Origin of the sequence: Agrobacterium vitis (assembly GCF_037039395.1) — a bacterium.
Classification (GTDB): domain Bacteria; phylum Pseudomonadota; class Alphaproteobacteria; order Rhizobiales; family Rhizobiaceae; genus Allorhizobium; species Allorhizobium vitis_E.
Map to the genome: position 1 here is coordinate 53,195 of NZ_CP146242.1, position 22,150 is coordinate 75,344.

20 protein-coding genes are annotated in these 22,150 nt (G+C 56.5%); 10 read left to right on the plus strand and 10 right to left on the minus strand.

Going from position 1 to position 22,150, the window contains the following annotated elements; genetic code table 11:
• Positions 1 to 33: 33 nt before the first annotated feature.
• Complete coding sequence (locus V6582_RS02755; RefSeq protein WP_156633466.1) at positions 34 to 1,023, plus strand: TerC family protein; 990 nt, start codon at positions 34 to 36, stop codon at positions 1,021 to 1,023.
• 82 nt (positions 1,024 to 1,105) lie between these two features.
• Here V6582_RS02755 and V6582_RS02760 read toward each other — a convergent pair whose 3' ends face one another.
• Together V6582_RS02760 and V6582_RS02765 are read right to left on the minus strand one after the other, a co-directional pair.
• Complete coding sequence (locus tag V6582_RS02760) at positions 1,106 to 2,632, minus strand: SulP family inorganic anion transporter (protein WP_156633467.1); 1,527 nt, start codon at positions 2,630 to 2,632, stop codon at positions 1,106 to 1,108.
• A 4-nt stretch (positions 2,633 to 2,636) separates the two neighbouring features.
• The gene (locus tag V6582_RS02765) at positions 2,637 to 3,341 is read right to left on the minus strand and encodes a carbonic anhydrase (protein ID WP_156633468.1); all 705 of its coding nucleotides are present in this window, start codon (positions 3,339 to 3,341) and stop codon (positions 2,637 to 2,639) included.
• Positions 3,342 to 4,138: 797 nt separating this feature from the next.
• Here V6582_RS02765 and pepT point away from each other — a divergent pair.
• Positions 4,139 to 5,374 carry a peptidase T gene (gene pepT, locus V6582_RS02770; protein WP_156633469.1) on the plus strand — a complete coding sequence of 412 codons (1,236 nt, stop codon included), beginning with the start codon at positions 4,139 to 4,141 and terminating at the stop codon, positions 5,372 to 5,374.
• 317 nt (positions 5,375 to 5,691) lie between these two features.
• On the opposite strand, the gene V6582_RS02775 is transcribed toward pepT, so the two are convergent.
• From V6582_RS02775 to V6582_RS02790, 4 genes are all read right to left on the minus strand, one after another.
• Entirely contained in the window at positions 5,692 to 6,654 is a 963-nt protein-coding gene (locus tag V6582_RS02775; protein WP_156633470.1) for an alpha/beta hydrolase, read from the minus strand.
• Between the two features lie 76 nt (positions 6,655 to 6,730).
• Positions 6,731 to 8,245: an ATP-binding protein gene (locus V6582_RS02780; RefSeq protein ID WP_337739348.1), complete on the minus strand. Its 1,515-nt coding sequence runs from the start codon at positions 8,243 to 8,245 to the stop codon at positions 6,731 to 6,733.
• Between the two features lie 141 nt (positions 8,246 to 8,386).
• A complete protein-coding gene (locus V6582_RS02785) occupies positions 8,387 to 9,679 on the minus strand; it encodes a hemolysin family protein (RefSeq protein ID WP_156633471.1) in 1,293 nt (430 codons plus the stop codon).
• Positions 9,680 to 9,772: 93 nt separating this feature from the next.
• On the minus strand, positions 9,773 to 10,141 hold the full coding sequence (locus V6582_RS02790; protein WP_156633472.1) for a hypothetical protein: 369 nt from the start codon (positions 10,139 to 10,141) through the stop codon (positions 9,773 to 9,775).
• Between the two features lie 291 nt (positions 10,142 to 10,432).
• Between V6582_RS02790 and V6582_RS02795 the strand changes: the two genes are divergently transcribed.
• Complete coding sequence (locus V6582_RS02795) at positions 10,433 to 10,894, plus strand: SRPBCC family protein (protein ID WP_156633473.1); 462 nt, start codon at positions 10,433 to 10,435, stop codon at positions 10,892 to 10,894.
• Between the two features lie 179 nt (positions 10,895 to 11,073).
• Here the strand turns inward: V6582_RS02795 and murI are convergent, their stop codons facing one another.
• Positions 11,074 to 11,895: a glutamate racemase gene (gene murI, locus V6582_RS02800; RefSeq protein ID WP_156633474.1), complete on the minus strand. Its 822-nt coding sequence runs from the start codon at positions 11,893 to 11,895 to the stop codon at positions 11,074 to 11,076.
• Entirely contained in the window at positions 11,864 to 12,724 is an 861-nt protein-coding gene (locus tag V6582_RS02805; RefSeq protein WP_156540509.1) for an RNA methyltransferase, read from the minus strand. The genes murI and V6582_RS02805 overlap by 32 nt, the downstream gene beginning before the upstream one ends.
• A gap of 222 nt (positions 12,725 to 12,946) precedes the next feature.
• On the opposite strand from V6582_RS02805, the gene V6582_RS02810 reads away from it, so the two are divergent.
• Together V6582_RS02810 and V6582_RS02815 are read left to right on the plus strand one after the other, a co-directional pair.
• The gene (locus tag V6582_RS02810; protein WP_156633475.1) at positions 12,947 to 14,161 is read left to right on the plus strand and encodes an NADP-dependent isocitrate dehydrogenase; all 1,215 of its coding nucleotides are present in this window, start codon (positions 12,947 to 12,949) and stop codon (positions 14,159 to 14,161) included.
• 249 nt (positions 14,162 to 14,410) lie between these two features.
• Positions 14,411 to 15,034: a glutathione S-transferase family protein gene (locus tag V6582_RS02815; protein WP_156633476.1), complete on the plus strand. Its 624-nt coding sequence runs from the start codon at positions 14,411 to 14,413 to the stop codon at positions 15,032 to 15,034.
• Positions 15,035 to 15,200: 166 nt separating this feature from the next.
• Here V6582_RS02815 and V6582_RS02820 read toward each other — a convergent pair whose 3' ends face one another.
• Together V6582_RS02820 and V6582_RS02825 are read right to left on the minus strand one after the other, a co-directional pair.
• The gene (locus tag V6582_RS02820) at positions 15,201 to 16,283 is read right to left on the minus strand and encodes a GGDEF domain-containing protein (RefSeq protein WP_197434451.1); all 1,083 of its coding nucleotides are present in this window, start codon (positions 16,281 to 16,283) and stop codon (positions 15,201 to 15,203) included.
• A gap of 640 nt (positions 16,284 to 16,923) precedes the next feature.
• Entirely contained in the window at positions 16,924 to 18,594 is a 1,671-nt protein-coding gene (locus V6582_RS02825) for a tannase/feruloyl esterase family alpha/beta hydrolase (RefSeq protein ID WP_156633478.1), read from the minus strand.
• 76 nt (positions 18,595 to 18,670) lie between these two features.
• Here V6582_RS02825 and V6582_RS02830 point away from each other — a divergent pair, with 76 nt between their 5' ends.
• From V6582_RS02830 to V6582_RS02850, 5 genes are all read left to right on the plus strand, one after another.
• On the plus strand, positions 18,671 to 19,297 hold the full coding sequence (locus V6582_RS02830; RefSeq protein WP_337739352.1) for an RBBP9/YdeN family alpha/beta hydrolase: 627 nt from the start codon (positions 18,671 to 18,673) through the stop codon (positions 19,295 to 19,297).
• Between the two features lie 295 nt (positions 19,298 to 19,592).
• Positions 19,593 to 20,357 (plus strand): phosphoribosylaminoimidazolesuccinocarboxamide synthase, encoded by a 765-nt coding sequence (purC, locus tag V6582_RS02835; protein ID WP_015915788.1) that lies wholly within the window; start codon positions 19,593 to 19,595, stop codon positions 20,355 to 20,357.
• A 135-nt stretch (positions 20,358 to 20,492) separates the two neighbouring features.
• Positions 20,493 to 20,735 (plus strand): phosphoribosylformylglycinamidine synthase subunit PurS, encoded by a 243-nt coding sequence (purS, locus tag V6582_RS02840; RefSeq protein ID WP_337739349.1) that lies wholly within the window; start codon positions 20,493 to 20,495, stop codon positions 20,733 to 20,735.
• Between the two features lie 206 nt (positions 20,736 to 20,941).
• Positions 20,942 to 21,616 carry a phosphoribosylformylglycinamidine synthase subunit PurQ gene (gene purQ, locus V6582_RS02845; RefSeq protein WP_156633480.1) on the plus strand — a complete coding sequence of 225 codons (675 nt, stop codon included), beginning with the start codon at positions 20,942 to 20,944 and terminating at the stop codon, positions 21,614 to 21,616.
• Positions 21,617 to 21,660: 44 nt separating this feature from the next.
• The gene (locus tag V6582_RS02850) at positions 21,661 to 22,047 is read left to right on the plus strand and encodes a hypothetical protein (protein WP_234889794.1); all 387 of its coding nucleotides are present in this window, start codon (positions 21,661 to 21,663) and stop codon (positions 22,045 to 22,047) included.
• Positions 22,048 to 22,150: the final 103 nt, after the last annotated feature.

Here is a 22,150-nt window from a genome sequence, read left to right on the forward strand (position 1 = left end):
GCAACAAAAACCCTCCGGCAAAGGAAACCCTCGATGGATTTTCTTTGGGTCGATTTTATGGGCAAGCCAACATGGATGTGGCTTTTCTTCCTTGCAATCGTTCTATTTCTTCTGGTTCTCGACCTTGGTGTTCTGCATAAGAACAGCAAGGAGATCGGCATGGCCGAAAGCTTTGCTTTCTCGGCCTTCTACATCACTCTGGGCGTCCTGTTCGGCGGCTGGATATGGTGGCAGTCGGGTCCGCAGGCCGGACTTGAATATCTGACGGGCTTTGTGATCGAAAAAAGCCTGGCGATGGACAATATCTTTGTCATCGCCATGATCTTCGGCTATTTCGCCATCCCTCGCGCCTATCAGCACCGGGTGCTGCTTTACGGTATTCTCGGCGTGATCGTGCTGCGCGGCATCATGATTGCGGCCGGCGCGGCCATTGTCGAAAGCTATCACTGGGTTCTGTATTTCTTTGCGGCCTTCCTGGTGTTTACCGGCGTCAAAATGCTGCTATCGGCCGACAGCGAATATGATGTCGCCAACAACCCTGCCCTGAAGCTGGCGCGGCGCTACCTGCCCGTCACCGACAAGCTGGAAGGCGACAGTTTCGTGGTGCGGAAGCAGGACGAGGCCACAGGCAAGCTGAAAACCTATATTACGCCGCTGCTTCTGGCGCTGATCATGGTGGAATTCGTCGACTTGGTGTTTGCGGTCGATTCGATCCCGGCGATTTTTGCGATCACCACTGATCCCTATATCGTCTACACCTCGAATATCTTCGCCATCCTCGGCCTGCGCGCCCTGTATTTCGCGCTATCCGCCCTTATCCACCGCTTCGCTTACCTGAAATATGCGCTGTCGGTCGTTCTGATCTTCATCGGCTCGAAGATCTTTCTTGCCGACATGCTGGGTATCGCCAAGATCCCGCCGCTACTGTCGCTAACCATCACGCTGGCAATCCTGGCAGCTGGTATTGTCGGATCTCTGTGGGCGACCCGCAAGGACGAGAAGAAGGATGTTATCGAAGGGTAACCTTCTCTCCAGCCAACAGCCAATATAAAACAAGGGGCGGCTTCATGGGGCCGCCCCTTTTCTGTGTCCGACGTGACCTTATCTATGCAGGCTTGACGCAGAGCCGATCCACCATGGACGCAACTTTCGGGGCAAGCTGACTGGAAGCGCTCACCTCAAGCGGTCGCCCTGCCCGTCTTTCGCGCGTCACCCATTCCGTCAGGGTTTCGGCGTAGGTGTGATCGACATAATGCAGACCCGCAGGCGTAATCAGCACTTTCTTTCCGTCAGGAAGCGATTCCAGTGTGGCCAGCAATGCTGGAACGTCCCGGCAGGTCCCGACGCCATTCAGCTTCAACTGGATCGAATCATCATTCTCATGATGGTCGATATGCAGTTTACGGCGCAGGAACGGACTGATTTCCATGATAGAGAGAAACAGGCCGACCGCCACGCCCACCAGAAGATCCTGGATGACGACAAGACTGACCGTCGTGGCCCAAACAGCGACCGGCACCCAGCCGTGGTGATCGAACAGGTGACGCACATGCTGCAAGCTCACCAGTCGCCAGCCGGTTACCAAAAGCACTGCCGCCAGAGCGGTCAAAGGCACGACGCCCAGCAATTGCGGCAGAAGCGCCACCAGAGCCAGAATCCAGACACCATGGAAAATAGTAGAGCGGCGCGTTGCAGCCCCTGCCTGGATATTGGCAGAGGAGCGAACGATAACGCCGGTTACCGGCAGAGCACCCAGCAGACCGCACAGGCTGTTGCCGACACCCTGAGCCACCAGTTCCTTGTTGAATCGCGTGCGCTCGCCATCATGCATCCTGTCGACGGCGGCAGCCGATAGCAGGGTTTCGGCGCTGGCAATCACTGCGATGATCAGCACGGTGGCGATCACCCCCGGCTGGGCAAGCCCTGCAAAGCTTTCCATCGTCGGCAGGCGAATGCCTTCCAGCAGGGTGGCCGGAACCTGAACCCGGGCAATCGGCAGGTCGAGGCCGACCGTCAGCAAGGTTCCGGCGGCTACACCGATCAATGCCCCCGGCACCAGCCGCAACCGGGCTGGCCGCAATTTCTCCCAGCCAACCATGGCCAGCAAAGAGATCAGGCCGATCATGAGCGCCATGCTGTGATTGCTCATGCCGCCGCTGATCACCTTGCCGATGGTCTCATCCATGGCGGCAACATTTTCAACGCCACCGGCGGCGGGCTTGGCATCCATCAAGACATGGATCTGACCTAGCACGATCAGGATACCGATTCCCGCCAGCATGCCATGCACGACGGCAGGCGAAATGGCGCGAAACCAGGAGCCGAGCTTGAGATAGCCGGCCAGGACCTGCAAAAATCCTGCGACGATCAGCACCGGCCCCAGAAGAACAAGTCCGTATTCCTCGACGAAGCCGAAGACGATCACCGCAAGGCCGGCCGCCGGGCCTGAGACCTGCAAGGGGGAACCGGCGATGACGCCGATAACAATGCCGCCGACAATGCCGGAGACGAGGCCCATCGCCACCGGCACGCCGGACGCGATGGCAATGCCGAGGCACAGCGGAATGGCGACGAGAAAGACGACAATGGACGAGGCAATGTCCCGTGTCAGAGCTGAACTGGTTTTTTCCATCGCCTCACTCCGCCGCCACCGCTACGAAAGGATCGGCCATGATATGCGGCGTGGCACGCCCGGAAACCGCCACCGGCAGCGGCTTTTCACCTTCGATCACCAGGAAGCGTTTCTCCGCGCCATCGTAGACCTGCACCTCCCCGGTCTCGATGTCGAAGAACCAGCCATGCAGGTTAATGTCATTGGTGGCGAGTTTGGCGGCGACCGAGGGGTGGGTCTTCAGGTGATCGAGTTGAATGACCACATTTTCCATCGCCACGGCCCGCACCTTGTCCTTGTGCGGCAGATCGTCAGGATAGGCCTCGCAGACGATGGAATAAGCGGCCTGGCTATGGCGCAACCAGGCGGCCACATTGGGCATTGGCGCCAGCAGTTCGTGATTGCACAGACCCTTCATGGCACCGCAATCGGAATGGCCGCACACAACGATGTCGCGCACCCCAAGCGCCACGACAGCATATTCGATGGCCGAGGAAACACCGCCATTCATGGTCGAGAACGGTGGAACGATATTGCCCGCGTTGCGGCATACGAACAATTCGCCAGGGCCGGACTGGGTAATCACTTCCGGCATGACCCGGCTGTCGGCGCAGGAAATCATCAAGGCCTGAGGCTGCTGCCCTTCCCGGGCCAGTTTGCGATAGAGACCCGAATGGGTCGGAAATACTTCTTCCCGAAAATTCGAAACGCGCTTCAAAAAATCACTCATTGCAAAAGTCCTCCTGATAAATAGCTGGCTAGATATTGAAGCCGGGATGCATTGCATCCGTGTCGTGAGCTACGCGGATTTGAAACAGCAATCCGGCTGGTTATCGTGCAGGGCTGGACCAAACCGATCCCTTTAACTATTCCCTACCCACACAACCAAGAGTAATTCATTTCGAGGACGAAAATGTGATTTCTGTTGCTACGCAGCAAAAACATCAATCACTTTTCCGTTATTATTTCAAAATCTCGTTTATCGATCGGTAAAAATTCCAGAAATTTTACATATGAATTACAACGATTTGAATGCTAAACTTGATGAATGTCATTGCGATTTAAAATATTGAAATTTTCAAATTCTGTTCAATTCCACGAGTCCTTATCAAAGCACAGCTATTTTTCCGCGCCGCAATATTAAATCAAAATACTCTCTTAGGATGCATAGAGAAAAGCAAATATCATGGCACTCTCTTAGTCTTGCGCGACAATAAAGAGACGGATGTCACGTCACGGACCCGCACGTCGACAGGGTCATTTCCGACAGTGTTTGCTTGAGTATTGGCCGTTGCCAATGCTGAAAGATAAAAATGCGAAGACATTACAAATGGGTTGAGCAAACCCGCGTCTTGTGAAACGCTTACATTTACAGGATCTTTTTTGCGTCAAGAATGTCGCAAAATGAATACTGTGAAATTGCAGGTGCCGCAGGTCGGCATCGCATATCCTGCGGATAGGCAAAGCCCGACCCCGCCCCAAACCGTGGCCACCAACCAAAGCCACAAACCGTGATGGACCGCCCGCATGCCCGATACAATTCTCGACCGTTTCCTGCGCTATGTCGTCATCGACACACAATCAGACCCCGAATCAACCAGCCAGCCCTCCACGGAAAAACAGAAAAACCTCGGCCATGTACTGGTGAGCGAATTGCTGGCCATGGGCCTGTCCGATGCGCATCTGGATGAGCACGGCAATGTCTATGCGACCATTCCCGCCAATGTCGACAAGCCGGTTCCGGTGATCTGCTTCTGCTCGCATATGGATACGGCACCGGATTTCACCGGCACGAATGTGAAGCCGCAGCTGCTGAAAAACTATCAGGGCGGAGATATCGTTCTGTCCGGCGACGCCAATCAGATCATCCGGGTCAGCGACAATCCGCAACTCACCACGCAAATCGGCCATGACATTGTCACCACCGACGGCACCACGCTGCTGGGTGCCGACGACAAGGCCGGTATTGCCGAAATCATGACGGCGGCGCAGTTCATCATCGACAATCCGCATATCCGGCATGGCGCCATCAAGATCCTCTTCACCACCGACGAAGAGATTGGCCGTGGGGCCGACAAGGTGGATCTGAAAAAACTGGGCGCAGCCTTTGGCTACACCATGGATGGCAGCACGGTCGGCGAGATCGAGAACGAGACATTTTCGGCGGACGGCGTGGATATCACCATTACCGGCGTTGCCATCCATCCCGGCACGGCCAAGGGCCGGATGGAAAACGCCATCAAGATCGCCAGCGCCATCATTGCCCGCCTGCCGAAGGACCAGACCCCCGAAACCACCGAGGGCCGCCAGGGCTTCATTCACCCCACCGACATCAGCGGCTCCATGGATGAAGCTCATCTGAAATTCATCATCCGCGATTTTGTGGATGAAGGCTTAGCTCAGAAAGAAGCGCTACTGGAAGAGATTACCCGCGATGTGATGCGCGACTACCCCGGATCGACCTACACATTCGAGGTCAAGCAGCAGTATCGCAATATGAAAGTGGTGCTAGACCAAGTTCCGATGGTGATGGACAATCTTGAGGAAGCGGTGCGCCGCGTTGGCCTCACCCCCGTGCTGCATAGCATTCGCGGCGGAACCGATGGCTCGCGCCTGTCCTTCATGGGTCTACCCTGCCCCAATATCTATACTGGTGGTCACGCCTATCACTCGCCACTTGAGTGGATAAGCGTTCAGGACATGGAAGTCGCAGTGAAAACCATTGTGGAACTGACAAAGGTCTGGGAAGAGCGGGCAGACTGACGCGCTATCGCGTCGTGCCGAAAACCGGTTTCCAGAGTACACGACGCAGACGCTTCCATCCGAGGCTACCCCCTCTGCCTTGCCAGGCATCTCCCCCTCAAGGGGGGGAGATCGATATGTGGAAACCATTCAACCGATCGAAACCTTTTCGTTTTCGACATCGTATGAGGTTCAATGACGTATACGTTGCTGACCTCTTGTCGATCTCCCCCCTTGAGGGGGAGGTGTCCGGCAGGACAGAGGGGGGGTAAACGGCACATTAAAACGTTTGCGTCGTTTACTCGAAATCGGTCTCCACTTTTCGGTACGATGCTGGATCAAACCAGATTGCGGCCCCGCATCCATGCTTCAAGCGCCGGTGTCCAGAGCACCGGCGGGTTTGGCGTTTTCGCCATGCTCCCCTCGCCCATGGCAAAGCCGTGACCGCCCTGCTCAAGTTCGACCAGATCGGCGGAAACACCGGCTTTGCGGCAAGCCGCCTGCATCAGTCGGGAGTGTTCAATATTGGCAACCGGATCGTCCTTGGCATGGGCCAGAAAGACCGGCGGGCAAGTGGAACTGACATGCGTTTCCACCGACCAGGCAGCAACATCGGCATCGCTTGGATGTTTGCCGACCATCTCGACCCGGGTCCAGGTATGGTTATAGGGAGCCTTCAAGGTGATGACCGGATAGGCCAGCAGGGTGAAATCCGGCCTTGCCGATAGCGTATCGGCAGCATCCACCGGCGAGTAGACCGGCTCGGCAAACCGGGTCGATAGCATGCCCATCAAATGCCCACCGGCGGAAAATCCCATGCTGCCAATTTTCTGAGGGTCGAGGCCAAGCGCATCACCCTGCGCCCGGATCAGCCGCAAGGCACGCTGGGCATCCTGCAATGGCGCACGCGGGCCGACAAACCAGCCTTCGCCCGGAAGACGGTAGGTGAGAATGAAAGCGGTAACGCCACGGGCGGCCAGCCATTGCGCAGCGGCCTCGCCCTCCTTGCGTTCCTCAACGAAATGATAGCCGCCGCCGGGTGCAATCAGTACGGCTGTACCATTAGGGGTTTGCGGACGGACCATCCGCAGGGTTGGCGTGGCGATCCGCAGCAATGCCGCCTTGTGAATGGTCCGCCTGCCAAGCCGAGGACCGCCACCGCCCGGAGCCCGGCCCGGCCAAAGCGGCACCTCACCGGGCGCCAGGGATGCGGCTTGCCCTGATGTCACGAGACCCAGGAAACTGAAAGAAGCAAGGCTCAGGACATGCCTGCGTCGGAGGGCTAAGGGACACTTGGTCATCAGCCATCATGGGCAGCCATTGCGGCACAACTTGGCCAGTCAGCAAGGCTCCAGGTTCAAAACCGTGGCATAAGCTCTATTCCGCAGCAGTGCGGCTATCCGGCATATCGGCCGCATTCGGATCACCCGGCTTGGTTTCTGATTCCAGATCGGGGAAGGCAACGATGCGCTTTCCGGAGAAGTCCGTATGCACCACGACCATGCCCTGCTCCTCGAAATAGCCAAGCAACCGACGGGCACGGCGGGCGGAATGCGTGCCATAGGCTCGGGCGATCCGCAAATCGGACGGGCAAGGCTCGGACCGGATGGCTGCCTTGGCAATCAGCAGGAAAACGCCCTGCAAGTCATCTGAAACCCGCGTTGATAAAGATAGCGCCTCCTGCCAGCGATCAGAGGATGCGGTTTCTTCATCGACATCAGCCCGTGCCACGGCGACACGGCGACGAAATTCACCCATCGCCATCGGTGGGCCGCCGACGCGGCGCATGCGGGCTCGAACCAGGAATTCCTGATAGAGAACGGAATCGGTGCGATAGGCAGCCTGTGGATCGTCGAGAATTTCTGCCAGCACCGCCGCCATCCGCTCCTCGCGTTCCTCGGCGGTGATTTCCGGCTGTGAGGATCTTTGTGGGGTGACATCCTCGACGCTCACCGGCGTTGCACGGGCCAGTTCGGCCAGAATATCGGTGGTCGGACGCGGGGCTGGCGGCGCACGGCGAACGAGCGGGCGGGTAAATTCTTCAGGATCCGGCGTGAAGATCAGATCTTCCACATCCTGCGGCGCATCGGGCAAGGGCATCAGCTTCGGACTGGAGGAGCGCGCCGATGTCTCCACATCACCGATGACGATCGGCAAGGGACGGCGTGACAGCGCCGGGCCAAGCGCGACGAAATTACCGCGCTTCAGGTCGCGGAACATTTCCGCCTGGCGGCGATCCATACCGAGAAGATCGGCGGCACGCGCCATATCGATATCGAGAAAGGTACGACCCATCAGAAAGTTGGAGGCTTCAGCCGCGACATTCTTGGCAAGCTTTGCCAGACGCTGCGTAGCGATCACACCGGCCAGGCCACGCTTTCGGCCACGGCACATCAGATTGGTCATCGCGCCCAGCGACAGTTTGCGGGCGTCTTCGGAGACATCGCCGCCAACCGAGGGTGCAAACATCTGCGCCTCGTCGACCACGACCAGCACCGGATACCAATACTCGCGCTCGGCATCGAACAAGCCGTTCAGGAACACACCGGCTGCGCGCATCTGCTGCTCGATATCCAACCCTTCCAGCGTCAGTACGCAGGAAACGCGGTGCTGGCGGATGCGGTTGGCAATCCCGATCAATTCGGCGTCACTGCGCTCCCCGTCTACGACCAGATGGCCGTATTTTTCCGAGAGCGTCACGAAATCCCCTTCGGGATCGATGATGACCTGCTGCACCCACTGGGCGGATTGTTCAAGCAGACGCCGCAGAAGATGCGATTTGCCGGAGCCGGAATTGCCCTGAACAAGAAGACGGGTTGCCAACAGCTCCTCGATATCGAGCCTGGCAGGTTGGCCACCCGCCACTGTTCCCATATCGATCCCGACCTGCACCTTTATAAACCCTCATGATGGAATGGTGGCGCATTCCTGGACCAGGAAGCAGCCACGTTGTTCAATCCGTGTTTCCTAACAGAAAGTAAAAGAAGATGCCTGTGTCTTCTCGTTGAAACCCACAGGCAATCGCGGATGAAATCAATCTGGATCGTCTGCCAGGACCGGCGAGACCAGCAGCTTGTCGATGCGCCGGCCATCCAGGTCGACGACTTCGAATTTCCAGCCATTCTTGACGAAGCTTTCGCCCAGCGCCGGAATGCGTTTCAACTCATCCAGCACATAGCCAGCGACGGTGGTGAAATCCGGATCGTCATCCACAGGCACACGGATATGCTCGATAAACTCGTCGATCGGTGTCCAGCCGGCCACCAGATAGGAACCGTCCTCACGCATCAGCAGGGCAGGCTCTTCCTCGCCCTCTTCCTGATAGGCACCGGTTATCGCCTCCAGAATATCGCCTGACGTGATAATGCCTTCGAAATGGCCGTATTCGTCATAGACCAGCACCATGTGCAGGACCGTCTTGCGGATTGACTGGATGATGTCGATGGCGCCGGCCAGATCGGATACGATCGGCACGTCGCTGATAATCGAGCGGATATCGACGGTGCCGCCATTGGCCAAGGCATCGTAAAAGTTTTTCACCAGCATGACCCCGACGATTTCGTCGGAATTGCCGTTGCGCACCGGCAACCGGGAATGCTGGCTTTTGCGCAATGTCTCGCGAATTTCTTCGATCGTGTCATCGACGCTGATCAGTTCGACATCGCGGCGCGGTGTCATCAGGCCACGGGCCGTGCGATCCGCCAGACGCATGACGCCGGAAATCATCTGTGATTCTTCCGATTCGATGACGCCGGCACTTTGTGCTTCGGCCAGAACCGTCTTGATTTCCTCATCGGTTACCGTGCCTGAGGATGCGCCCTTCTGGCCGAGCAGCGACAGCACAGCCCGCCCCGAGCCATCCAGCAGCCAGACCAGCGGCAGCGAGACCTTGGACAGGATCAGCATGGCGCCCGCCATGCGTGAGGCGATCAATTCGGGATTGCGCAACGCGATCTGCTTGGGCACCAATTCACCGACGATCAGCGACAGATAGGTGATGCCAACCACGACGCAGCCGACGCCAAGCGTACTGGCAAGTGCCTCAGACATCCCTTGCAGCAGGAGCCACTGGGTCAATCGAGCACCGAGAGTAGCCCCTGAAAACGCGCCGGATAGAACGCCGACAAGGGTAATACCGATCTGCACGGTCGACAAAAATCGGCCAGGATTTTCGGCCAACCGGATGGCGACGGCAGAACCGCGATGGCCGGCTTCGGCCAGAACTCTCAGACGCGCCGGACGGGCGGAGACGACCGCCAGTTCGGACATTGCCAATACGCCGTTCAAGATGGTGAGCAGGACAACAATGACGATTTCGGCAAACAAGCTGTTTCAAATCTCTTAGGAGCCGCATGGATGGCGGCGGGATAAAATCTGTAGCACAAGTCGCCGCCGCATTCCAAATGGCTCGCAACAATTTCAATGGATGGAACGTGGTTGTGAATATGCGGCCGCAAGTTTTGCTGAAAAAGCCAGATCACGCGAGAAGACAGAGCATATCGAGGCCTGAAAATGTTGACCCCTCAAGGGTTTGAGGGATTTTGTGCCATCAAAAGCCAATCTCCGCAGACATTCATAGCGGGTTTGCGTGCACAACTGACATTTATCAAGAAAAACAACCGCCGGGCGACCCCCGTAAAGACCATATTGACCAAGACTGCTTGAAAAACGATCAAGCATTTTTGGTATTTTTCCCCACCATGCCACGGCGCTTTCCGTATTATTGTAGGGCTGTTTATTTTCCAGATAATGGTGTTCTTCAAGCAGGCCAGATTTTATCGAATCCACAACAACACGTTGAATGTTCGGTAGTTTTTATCTGGAGCATTAAAATCCACTTCCGACCAATTCTACTTTAGCGACTTGGTCGCGGCATCACATTTCGGGTGAAGCGAAATAACAAAAAAAGATAGTTTGAAATCTTTAGATAGTTGACCCCCGCATGGCGTCCTATAAATATCGCCTCAATACAGGACGGGTACGGTTTAAAGTGTATCCACTTCTAAAATGATGAAACAACCTTGAATATCTACTGTTTTTACGAACACCTATAGCCCTTTGGGCGAGAAAGGTCTCGGAATGGCATTTTCCATTCGCGTTGATAAACTCATCCAGGCTCCGATCAGTCGCGTCTATAAAGCGTTTCTTGACGAGCAGGCTGTCGTGCAATGGATGCAAAGGAAGGACTTTACCTGCCAGCCGCTTCATTTCGATGCACGTGAGGGTGGCAGTTACAAGATTCGTTTTAGCAGCACCGCGTCAGATTTAAGCTACGTGATGATCGCCGAATTCGACGAATTGGTCCTCAACGAGCGCATCCGCTACACGGAAAGAATGGACGATCCGTTCTGGACTGCGCGAGTCGAGACCATCATCCAGCTGAAACCGGCTACAATCGGAACCGACCTGACAATCACCCAGTCCGGCATCCCGGACACGGTATCGCAAGAAGGCGTAAAACAGGCTTGGGACGAATGTCTGGGGCAGCTTGCCAGCCTGGTCGAACGGCTGGCTGAGAGCCTGCAAGCGCGAACGCGCTAGAGTCTTCCAGGCTCAGATTGAACCACAGTACACGCCGCAAAGGTTTTGATCCGGGTTCACCCCCTCTGTCCTGCCGGACAGAGGGGGGTAAGCGGCACATAAAAACCTTTGCGTCGTGTACTGTGATATTAAAAAAGCAGGATCTAAAATATTCATCTGGCCACTGGCAGTGACAAATGTCAGGCTGCCGCGACACGCAGGCCAAAACCCTGCATCAGCCGGTGGGTGGAAAAGACCGGTTGGCCGGAGGTAAAGACCGCGAAATCGTAGTCGTCCGAATGCGCACCCTCGTCCACATCAGGCACCAGACGCCGCGCCTGGCGGGCGATGGCTTCCGCAGGATCAAGCCAATCTACCGGCCAGGGAGCCAGCTTGCGGAAGACATTGGCAAGAAACGGATAATGGGTACAGGCGAGCACGACGATATCGGTCTTCGCGCCTTGTTTTTCGATGAAGCAGGGCGCGATCTCAGCATTCAGCGCCGCGTCTTCTACCGGCTCACCGCGAATATAGGCTTCAGCCAGCCGGGCCAGATGTTGAGAGCCAACGAGGTTGACCTCGCACTGGCTGGCAAAGGACTGGATCAGATCGCGGGTATAGGCGCGCTTGACGGTGCCGGGCGTGGCCAGCACGGAAATCAGCCCGGAACGGCTGCGCTCTGCGGCTGGCTTAATGGCGGGCACCGTGCCAATGAAGCGCATGCCGGGAAAGGCTTCGCGCAACGCGGCACCGGCCAGCGTGAAGGCCGTATTACAGGCAACGATCACCGCCTCGGGATCATATTGCGCCAGAAGCGATGCAAACAAGGAGACGATCCGCGTTTTGAGCGGCTCCTCCTCCCAATTGCCATAGGGAAAACCAGCATCGTCGGCGATATAGATAAAGCCGCGCTCCGGCATCAGCACCCGCGCTTCACGCAGGACGGTCAAGCCGCCAATACCGGAATCAAAGACCAGGATCGGTTTTAGTTTAGTCCTGGTCTCGTTCATGCCCGCTACCATCCGCTTCGTCCCTCTCAATGCCATCCACTGCGTCGCCCTCCAAAGGCGCTCCAGCGCCGCGCGGATTGCGGCGGGAGAAGCGGTCGAGTGACGAGACCACGCCACGCATGACATTGATTTCTGGCGAGGTGAAACCACGTCGCGTCAGCACGGCGCGCAGATTGTCGATCATTCGTGCCTTTTTGTGGATTGGGCGGAAATATCCCCTGGCATCGAGCGCATCCTCCATATGCTCGAACAGACCGATGACCTCCTCCTTGCTGGCAGGCAATTGGTCGACCCCCTGAAACGGCGTCTGGGTAACGTCCTCCATGGTGGATTTCATCCACTCATAAGACATCAGCAGCACGGCCTGAGCGATGTTCAGCGACGCGAAAGCGGGATTGACCGGAAACGTGACGATTTCATCGGCCAGAGCCACATCCTCATTCTTCAGACCGGATTTTTCACGTCCGAAAAGAATTCCGGTTTTTTCACCGGCCAGAAACCGGGTTCGCAAGGTTGCGGCCGCGGTCACCGGCGAGGCCACGGGTTTGAAATTGTCCCGTTGGCGCGCCGTGGTCGCATAGACGAAATTCAGATCGGCCAGTGCTTCTTCCAGCGTATCGTAAAGCTTGGCGCCATCGATGACATGATCGGCCTTGGATGCGGCGGACCGGGCTTTTTCCGAGGGCCAGCCGTCACGCGGATTGACCAGACGCAGCTCCGCCAGCCCGAAATTCGCCATGGCACGGGCCACCATGCCGATATTCTCACCCAATTGCGGTTCCACCAGAATAATCGCCGGTCCCTCGGCGATAAGCTCACGCTCGCTGTTCGTGCCTGCCATAGCGCCTTTCCTGCAATAATTCACTTAACCCTGCAAATTTACGCCTGCATGGGCATAAACAGCCCAAAATGCAAGAGGCGGAGGGCAACGCACGCTCAAGCTAAAATGAAGTCCACACGCGGCTTCCTGTTTGCCTTGGCTTGCGAGAATGCTATAGGCAACTCCGGTCATATGGACAGAGACGCGGTCGAATTGAAGCCGCCCTATCGATGAGGAAGACTTATGCAAAAGATCAAGGTTGCCAACCCGGTCGTCGATCTCGACGGCGATGAAATGCCCCGTATCATCTGGCAGTTCATCAAGGAAAAGCTGATCCTTCCCTATCTCGATCTCGAGATTGAATACTACGACCTCTCGGTAGAAAACCGCGATGCAACCAATGACCAGGTAACGATCGATTCCGCCCACGCCATCAAGAAGCACGGCGTCGGCATCAAATGCGCCACCATCACGCCCGACGAAGCCCGCGTGAAGGAATTCAACCTGAAGGAAATGTGGAAAAGCCCGAACGGCACGATCCGCAACATCCTCGGCGGCGTTATTTTCCGCGAGCCAATCATCTGCAAGAACGTGCCGCGCCTCGTTCCCGGCTGGACCCAGCCGATCGTTGTCGGCCGTCATGCCTTCGGCGACCAGTATAAGGCAACCGATTTCAAATTCCCCGGCAAGGGCAAGCTGACCATCAAGTTCGTCGGCGAAGACGGCCAGGTCATCGAGAAGGACGTGTTCGATGCACCGTCCGCCGGTGTGGCCATGGCCATGTACAACCTGGATGATTCGATCCGCGATTTTGCCCGCGCTTCGATGAACTACGGCCTGATGCGCAAATGGCCCGTGTACCTGTCCACCAAGAACACCATTTTGAAGGCCTATGACGGTCGCTTCAAGGATATTTTCGAGGAAGTCTACCAGGCCGAATTCAAGGCTCAGTTCGACGCCGCCGGCATTACCTACGAGCATCGCCTGATCGACGACATGGTTGCCTCCGCGCTGAAATGGTCCGGCGGCTATATCTGGGCCTGCAAGAACTATGACGGCGACGTCCAGTCGGATACGGTTGCCCAGGGCTTCGGCTCGCTCGGTCTGATGACCTCGGTTCTGCTGTCGCCGGATGGCCGCACGGTGGAAGCCGAAGCCGCCCACGGCACCGTGACCCGTCACTATCGCCAGCATCAGAAGGGCCAGGAAACCTCGACCAATTCCATCGCCTCGATCTTTGCCTGGACACGTGGCCTCGCGCACCGCGCCAAGCTGGATGACAATGCAGAACTGGCCAAGTTCGCCCTCACCCTTGAAAAGGTTTGCGTGGACACGGTTGAAGCCGGCTACATGACCAAGGATCTGGCGCTCTTGATCGGTCCCGACCAGCCGTGGCTGTCGACCACCGCCTTCCTCGACAAGGTGGATGAAAACCTTCGGGCTGCAATGGCTGCCTGAGCCATCTCACGTTTTGCAAAACCCGGCCATCGCGCCGGGTTTTCGCGTTATTGGGAGAGCCACTGAAAATGGCCGTCCGTCTGCTGCATAATTCCATAAATCGGAGTCGCTTTAAGGATAAAATTATGCAGCGGATTTAAAGTGTTACAGGGCCGTGCGTTTTATAAAGCGCACGGCCCTGTAATGTCAGGCGATGCCTGCGCATCGCCAAACCTTCGTATTCTATGCATTTTTGGGGAAGAGAACACCATGACCGAGCAAGTCGTTTTATACACCAATCCCATGTCCAGAGGGCGCATCGTTCGCTGGATGCTGGAGGAGATCGGCCAACCCTATCAGACCGAATTCGTCGCCTATGGTCCCGCGATGAAGGCGGCGGATTATACTGCCATCAACCCGCTGGGCAAAGTCCCGGCTATCCGCCACGGCAAAACTGTTGTGACAGAAACGCCCGCCATTCTCGCCTATCTGGCCGATGCCGTTCCTGAGGCGGGCCTTGCTCCTGCCCTTGACAAGCGCGGCAGCTATTATCGCTGGCTGTTCTTCACCGCCGGTCCGGTGGAAGCCGCCGTCATTGGCCAGGCCTGTGGCTTTGCCGTCCCCGATGAGCGCCGCGGCATGGTCGGCTATGGCAATATTGACACCATGATGGATGTGGTTGCTTCTGCAATTTCCGCAAGCCCGTATATCGCTGGCGAAAGCTTTAGCGCCGCCGATCTCTATCTGGCCTCGCATCTGTCGTTCTCATTGAGAGTCAACAGCGTGCCATCCCGTCCGGTGTTTACCGATTACATCGCCCGGATGACTGACCGCGATGCCTACCGCCGTGCAAACGAAATCGACGCCGAAGCCCAGGCCGCAGCGACCGCATGACCTTGAGTTTCATATCCGATTGAACACATCGGGCCTCTGATTAAACACAACGTGCCAAGCGCCATCCAAGATGACGCTTGGCATTTTCCTTATCAATACGAGCCATCGATCATCAGCAGATGAATTTTAGCGCCTTACGATTCTCAATCGCGCATTTTTCAACCCGTCACGATAGTTCAGCTGCCGCCGCTGGTTTTGGACCGACAAGCGCGATGACAGCCGCCATCCCCTCCTCCGGTCTCTGCGCCACGACATCCTCCGCAGCGCTTAAAACACATCGATCCCGTCCCTGACCTTTTGCCAGGTAAAGCGCAGCATCCGCCCGAAGAGACACGGCATCGAGATCCGCGCCAGCTTTGGCCGCCTCATGCATGCCGATACTGATGGTCATGGTGATCGTTGTGTCACGCCAGGGAGTGGTGAGCCGGGCAACGGATTGCCGCAGCCCATCGCAAAAGGCCAGCGCTTCATCACCTGTCATTTGCGGCATGAACAAAGCAAACTCTTCCCCGCCAAGCCGGCCAAACACCATGTTCGCATCGAGTTGCTCGATCATCGTTTTTCCAAAGGCACACAAGGCTGCGTCGCCACCGGCATGTCCATGGGCATCGTTGATGTATTTGAAATGATCGAGATCGATCAGCGCCAGCACACCGGCGCTCTTGAGCATGTGTGACTGGGCGCGCTCATAGAAAGCGCGGCGATTGAGAACGCCGGTCAGCATGTCGATTTCGGAGGCGCGCTTATACTGCATGAGGCTTCGATGGCTGCTGAGCGCGAAGATGCCGATCCCCAGCCCAAGGCTGTTGACGTATAAAATAAAGGTAACAACCGACACCCATGGTGTTTGGGCTACGCCACCAATCTCAGTGACCGGCCAGATCATCACCAGCGGAATACGCATCAACATGACGAAGCAGTAGGACAGCAGCATGAAGATAAGGACAAGGCGGACTGGAAAATGATCACTCTTCCAGCCGGACCAAATCGAGGCGGCCAAAGCGCCAATCTGCGTCACGGTCAAAATTGTGTAGAGGACGATTCTGCTATCCGGATTGGTGGAAAAGATATTCACCCCAAAATAGCAGAGGAGCCAAATCGCGGTTATCGCGACCACAAACCAACCACAACGGGAAAATCCATCGAAGATCCGAAACCCAACCCACACCAGTCCGGACCCCAGAAGCACCAGTGCTCCACCAATGCCGATACCGAGGGATTCAGGAACGATCCCGCGCAAAGCCTGCAAGCATGTACCGATTGAAATACACCAAAAACCAATACTCCAAATGCCCAACTGGTTGGATTTACGGTCAAAAAACCAACTGATGCTCATCAGGACAGAATTCAAAGTCCATCCGACCAGAAGGCAAATCATCAGCGTTGGAATATTGAACAGTAAAACCAAGAGATGTTAATCCAAAATACGGTTGCCTTGTCACGCCCAACCCCTGCGGAGAAGAAATATTTCTGCACCCAGCGATCTTAAATAATATTTACAATTATCGCCTGTCGCTCACTAAAAATCCATCGGCAAATGATACTCGGTCCATTTTCTCCGAAAGAGGAAAAGGCGGCCTGAAAATCGGAAATACAATCATAAAATAACAAACTAATGCATGCATCATGCATTCTATTTATTAGTTTATTCCATCATTTATCAATCATAGGTTTATTTTCATTACTCAGTAGACGGCATAAATCACACCAAGAAGAACCACTCATACGTGTGAATACAGCCACGCAAAGCATCGGCCAGAGCGGACGACTGCATGGCTTAAAAGCATGAAGGCATCGCGCATTTGGAAATGCGCGATGCCTTCATGACAAAACCACTATCGGCCAGAAAAGGGAAAAACTGGCTCCTGGTCCGATGCTGCCAATTTATCTTAGCGGCATTTGAAGTGGGGGGAATCCGAGCCAGCAGCGGCTTTATCGTAATCCGCAACCAGGGGATAAGGGCAATAAAGATAGCGCCCGGGCGTAAGTGCTGCCCCCTCCTTATTATCCTTGGTGATCCCTGCTGACACCGGACCGGGCGCCGCACCCTTTTCTACCCAGGCGACGAGCGGTGTGAAGAAATCGAAATCGTCATACGAGGGACCACCCGCCCCGTGCGGCATCCCAGGGATACGGTAGAATTTGACGAAATCACCCGCCTTGCGACCGTTATTGCTGTCGAGTTTGCGGTACCACTTGACCGTATCGAGTACTGAAAATACCGGATCGGCATTGCCATGAAAAACAATCATCTTATGGCCAGCGGCTTTAAATGCCTTCAAATGCGGATTAGCGCTATCGGGCGGGATCATGAAATCCGCGGCGGATTCCGTGAATGGCCCTGATTTTGCAAAAATCTTCGGCGCGTCCCGGTCGAAATCGAAGCCGAGCAAAAACTTTTGCAGGTCCTCCGGCGTTCCGTTGACCGGCACGGGCGGCGTGGTGAAGATTTGAGCCAGCGAACCCGCCCCCATGACAGCAATGATCGGTTTTCCGCCCCAGGCTGCAACAGGGCTCTGCAATTTCCACAGTCGCCAATTGGCAGACCCCATGCCTGGGTCCCAATCCCAATTGCTGTACAGCGCATGGCCCTTGCTGTTTCTCGGGCCGGCGTGACTGGCGCGAAGGGCAGCAATCTGGTCCTGGCGAAGACAATCCGGCTGCTTTTCTGCTTTACAGGCCAGGGAGGCGATATTGAACCGGCTCTGGCAGGCATCCGCATTGCCGACAATGCCATCGACCCGGCCGTCCAAGGCATCGCAGGCGGAAAGAATGCCCTTGGCCAGAACCGCCATATCGGCAGGAGAAAAGGCTTTGGCGATATCCTGATCGACCTTGGCCCAGGATTGTACGTCCCAGGCATGTTGAAGAGCAGCCTTCGGCAGATTGAAGCCGGGATAGCCGACCAGCAGACCATCGAATTGCTCCGGCAACCGCGTGGCGGCCATCAACGCATGGCGACCACCATTCGAGCCACCGATGCCATAGCGAAAGGCAATCTTTTGTCCGTAATACTGCTCCACCAGCCGCATGGCCAACGGGTTGAGCTTGGCAACGGCACTGTAGCCATAATCCTGGCGAGCGACCGGGTCTAAGCCAAAGGCAGCTGAACCGGCAAGCCCCTTGTCGGAAAATGCCGCCTCGTCATGGCCGGCATCGCTGGAGACCACCGCATAGCCACGGCTGAGCGCATTGTCCGCCTTGTTGCCGCCAAGCAACGGGCCGGTGGCAGCCAGGACCTTGCCGTCATTGCCTCCGTTGAACTGATGTACGAAACGGCCATTCCAATCGTCCGGAAGCCGCATTTCGAAGTGGATGGCATAGGCTCTGCCGTCAATGCCCTGATGAGCCGCCAACTCCCCCTGGATCAGGCAATGGCTGCGCGGCATCTCGGCATTACCAGGGATGGATTTTGCCTCAGCTATCGTCAATTCGGGCGGATGCCCGCCGCTATTGCTGATATCGCCGCATGTGCCGGCGGCGTAAGCGCTAGATACATACATAAATGACGGAAACAGCAGAGCCGTAACCACGGCACTCCGCAAAGCAAATATTGACATGAATTCCTCCCAGAATATGCCGGGCAAGGTAATCCCGTCAGCGGCCCGTCGTCAATATTGGTAGGCAAGACAAACCATTTTCTTTTATCCTTGCCGCGCTCACACTCTTGACGCAAGGCACTACGGATCGCAGATAAGCGGCATGAAGGCATCGCAAGCAGAAATTTTGATCGTTCCCGGCTATACCAATTCCGGGCCGGACCATTGGCAAAGCCGTTGGGAGGGCAAATTGTCGACCGCGCGCCGCGTTGAGCAGGCGGAATGGGCAAAGCCTGTCCGGGAGGATTGGGTGAAGCGGCTGGTGGAAGAGGTCAACCGCGCCGAAAAACCGGTCGTGCTGGTGGGCCACTCGCTGGGTGTGCCAACAATCGTTCACGCCGTGCCGCATTTTCAGCGTAAGGTGGCTGGCGCCTTCCTGGTGGCGCCCCCGGACGTGGCAAATTCGGCAATCCGGCCCCGCCACCTGATGACCTTCGGGCCTTACCCCCGCATGCCCCTGCCGTTTCCCACGTTGATGGTCGCGAGCCGCAACGATCCGTTCGGCACCTATGATCACGCCGAGGACATTGCAAAGGCCTGGGGCGCGCTTCTCGTCGACGCGGGCGAAGCTGGCCATCTCAATGCCGAATCCGGCCATGGTCCCTGGCCGGAAGGCACCATGGTTTTTGCCCAGTTTCTCAGCAAGCTTTCCGCCGAGGACTGACTTATCCATGGCTTTCTCTGGCCATGGATTTCGTGGTTCGGCACCGCTGTGCTAAAGGTAATATCCTGGGCTGCTGTGACGGATCGCGATTCTCCCTGGTCGATAATGTCTGCGTTAGGGATTGTTCGGGAGGAAGCAGGCAGCCTGTAGGGACGCACCCGAACAAGGGCGCGACCAGAAAAACAAGGAAGGGGCAAGAGCCGGATTGTGAAAAGCCGCGTTTTCCTTTATGGACCGCCTCAACCAGTGACACAGAGCGTCCCTTGTGCGACGCCAACAATAGAGACAAACCGTCATGAACCGTCGCCGCCGTATTTACGAAGGCAAGGCCAAGATCCTGTATGAGGGTCCTGAGCCGGGCACGCTGATCCAGTTTTTCAAGGATGATGCAACAGCCTTCAACAAGAAAAAGCATGATGTCATCGACGGCAAAGGCGTGTTGAACAATCGCATCTGCGAATATGTCTACACGCACCTGAACAAGATCGGCATTCCCACCCACTTCATCCGCCGCCTCAACATGCGTGAGCAGTTGATCAAGGAAGTGGAAATCATCCCGCTGGAAATCGTCGTGCGCAATGTCGCCGCCGGTTCCCTGTCCAAGCGCCTTGGCATCGAGGAAGGCGTGGTTCTGCCGCGCTCCATCATCGAATTCTATTATAAATCCGATGCGCTGGAAGATCCGATCGTCTCGGAAGAGCATATCACCGCGTTTGGCTGGGCCAATCCGGCTGAGCTGGACGATATCATGGCGCTGGCTATTCGCGTCAATGACTTCCTCTCGGGGCTTTTCCTCGGCATCGGCATTCAACTGGTCGATTTTAAGATCGAATGCGGTCGCCTCTACGAAGGTGACATGATGCGCATCGTGTTGGCCGACGAGATTTCGCCCGACAGCTGCCGTCTTTGGGACGTCGAAACCCACGAAAAACTGGACAAGGACCGCTTCCGCCACGATATGGGCGGGCTGCTGGAAGCCTATCAGGAAGTGGCACGCCGTCTCGGCATCATCAATGAAAATGAACCCGTTCGCGGCACCGGCCCGGTTCTGGTCAAGTAATTCCGGTCTGGTGCACGGACGCATTCACGTCGTTCATGCTTTCGTGCACTGGTCTTTTGTTTACGCATCGATTTTTCCAAACCCGGCTGGGGCCTCCGTTTGGATCGATGCCCTAGCAGTTCTGGAGACACCATCGTGATTAAGGCTCGCGTCACCGTAACATTGAAAAACGGCGTTCTGGACCCGCAAGGCAAGGCTATCGAAGGAGCGCTTGGTGCGCTCGGCTTCGATGGCGTCAACCATGTCCGCCAGGGCAAGGTTTTCGACCTGTCGCTCGATACCGCCGACAAGGCCGCAGCAGAAGCGGAATTGAAAGCCATGTGCGAAAAGCTGCTGGCCAATACCGTGATCGAAAATTACGCGATCTCGATCGATTAAGCGGACTGTTCCCGGTGACGGGGACGGCAAAGCCGGAATGCGTTTGATCAAACGCCCCGAGCTTTAGAGACCGTGTTTTAGAGTTTGTCAGGGAAACGTGGAACCCGGTTTTCCCGACCAAACGACACCAAGAAGATCTGGAAGCCGCTAGGTTGAACATCAACCCGGCAATGTCTGGAACAGACAGTCAAGTGGGAGCCGACGCCATGAAATCCGCCGTTGTTCAACTGCCCGGCCTGAACCGTGACCGCGATATGATCGCGGCTCTGACCAAGATTTCCGGCACACCACCCGTGACCATCTGGCAGACGGAAACCGAAATCCCGGATGTCGACCTGATCGTCATTCCCGGCGGTTTTTCCTATGGCGACTACCTGCGCTGCGGCGCCATTGCCGCGCGCATGCCCGTCATGCAGGCCATCAAGACCAAGGCGGATCAGGGCGTCAAGGTTCTCGGCGTGTGCAACGGTTTCCAGATTCTGCTGGAAGCCGGCATGTTGCCGGGCGCGCTGATGCGCAATGCATCGTTGAAATTTGTCTGCCGCGAAGTGAAGCTGGAAGTCGCCAATGACGAAACGGATTTCACCCGCGCCTATGGCAAGGGCCAGATCATCCGCTGCCCGGTCGCCCATCACGACGGCAACTATTTTGCTGACGCCGACACGCTGCAATCCATCGAAGGCAATGGCCAGGTGGTGTTTCGCTACGCCGAAGGCACCAATCCGAACGGCTCTCTCAACAATATTGCTGGCCTTATCAACGCCAAGGGCAATGTGCTGGGCATGATGCCGCATCCGGAAAACCTGATCGAAGCCGCCCATGGCGGCAATGATGGGCGGGGTCTGTTTGCGTCCGCTCTCGACGTCGTCGCCGCAGCCTGAGACCGGTTGTTGACCTGAATTACAAATCGGACTCGGATTCACTGATGCGCAAGCCACTTATTATGATCGCCCTTGCGGGTCTCGCCATGCTGAGTGCTTGCAAGCCGACGCCGCCTGCTGCCGTAAAGCCGCAAAGCGCCCTCGACGTGATGGAGCGGGTGATGGTTAGCGCCTCCTCCTGCTGGTTCAAATCCGGGGATCCGGCTTTCAAATCCTATCGCATGGATGCCGAGCTGACCTCCTATTCGGGCCAGCCTCGCATTCTCTTGGTGCGCAAGGGCAGTGGCGATATCCGTCCCCTGCTGGTGGTCATGGCGCAAGGCACGCCCGCCAGGCTTCAGGCCTTCGGCCCTGTCATGAATGAGCCCCTGTCCGGTCGTATTTCCGCCGACGTCAAGCGCTGGGCAAACGGATCTTCAGCCTGCCATTAATGTTTCGATGGAAACACTGAATGCGCTACAGCGCCTTGCCACGCTGCGATAAATGCCCAGCGTGGCGATTTTGACACTGCGTTTGCTTGGAAAAATTGGCAAA

Coding starts and splice junctions, on each gene's coding strand:
- V6582_RS02755 (WP_156633466.1), top strand. CDS start 34: ATGGATTTTCTTTGGGTCGATTTTATGGGCAAGCCAACATGGATGTGG.
- V6582_RS02760 (WP_156633467.1), bottom strand. CDS start 2,632: ATGGAAAAAACCAGTTCAGCTCTGACACGGGACATTGCCTCGTCCATT.
- V6582_RS02765 (WP_156633468.1), bottom strand. CDS start 3,341: ATGAGTGATTTTTTGAAGCGCGTTTCGAATTTTCGGGAAGAAGTATTT.
- pepT (WP_156633469.1), top strand. CDS start 4,139: ATGCCCGATACAATTCTCGACCGTTTCCTGCGCTATGTCGTCATCGAC.
- V6582_RS02775 (WP_156633470.1), bottom strand. CDS start 6,654: ATGACCAAGTGTCCCTTAGCCCTCCGACGCAGGCATGTCCTGAGCCTT.
- V6582_RS02795 (WP_156633473.1), top strand. CDS start 10,433: ATGGCATTTTCCATTCGCGTTGATAAACTCATCCAGGCTCCGATCAGT.
- murI (WP_156633474.1), bottom strand. CDS start 11,895: ATGGTAGCGGGCATGAACGAGACCAGGACTAAACTAAAACCGATCCTG.
- V6582_RS02805 (WP_156540509.1), bottom strand. CDS start 12,724: ATGGCAGGCACGAACAGCGAGCGTGAGCTTATCGCCGAGGGACCGGCG.
- V6582_RS02810 (WP_156633475.1), top strand. CDS start 12,947: ATGCAAAAGATCAAGGTTGCCAACCCGGTCGTCGATCTCGACGGCGAT.
- V6582_RS02815 (WP_156633476.1), top strand. CDS start 14,411: ATGACCGAGCAAGTCGTTTTATACACCAATCCCATGTCCAGAGGGCGC.
- V6582_RS02825 (WP_156633478.1), bottom strand. CDS start 18,594: ATGTCAATATTTGCTTTGCGGAGTGCCGTGGTTACGGCTCTGCTGTTT.
- purC (WP_015915788.1), top strand. CDS start 19,593: ATGAACCGTCGCCGCCGTATTTACGAAGGCAAGGCCAAGATCCTGTAT.
- purQ (WP_156633480.1), top strand. CDS start 20,942: ATGAAATCCGCCGTTGTTCAACTGCCCGGCCTGAACCGTGACCGCGAT.
- V6582_RS02850 (WP_234889794.1), top strand. CDS start 21,661: ATGCGCAAGCCACTTATTATGATCGCCCTTGCGGGTCTCGCCATGCTG.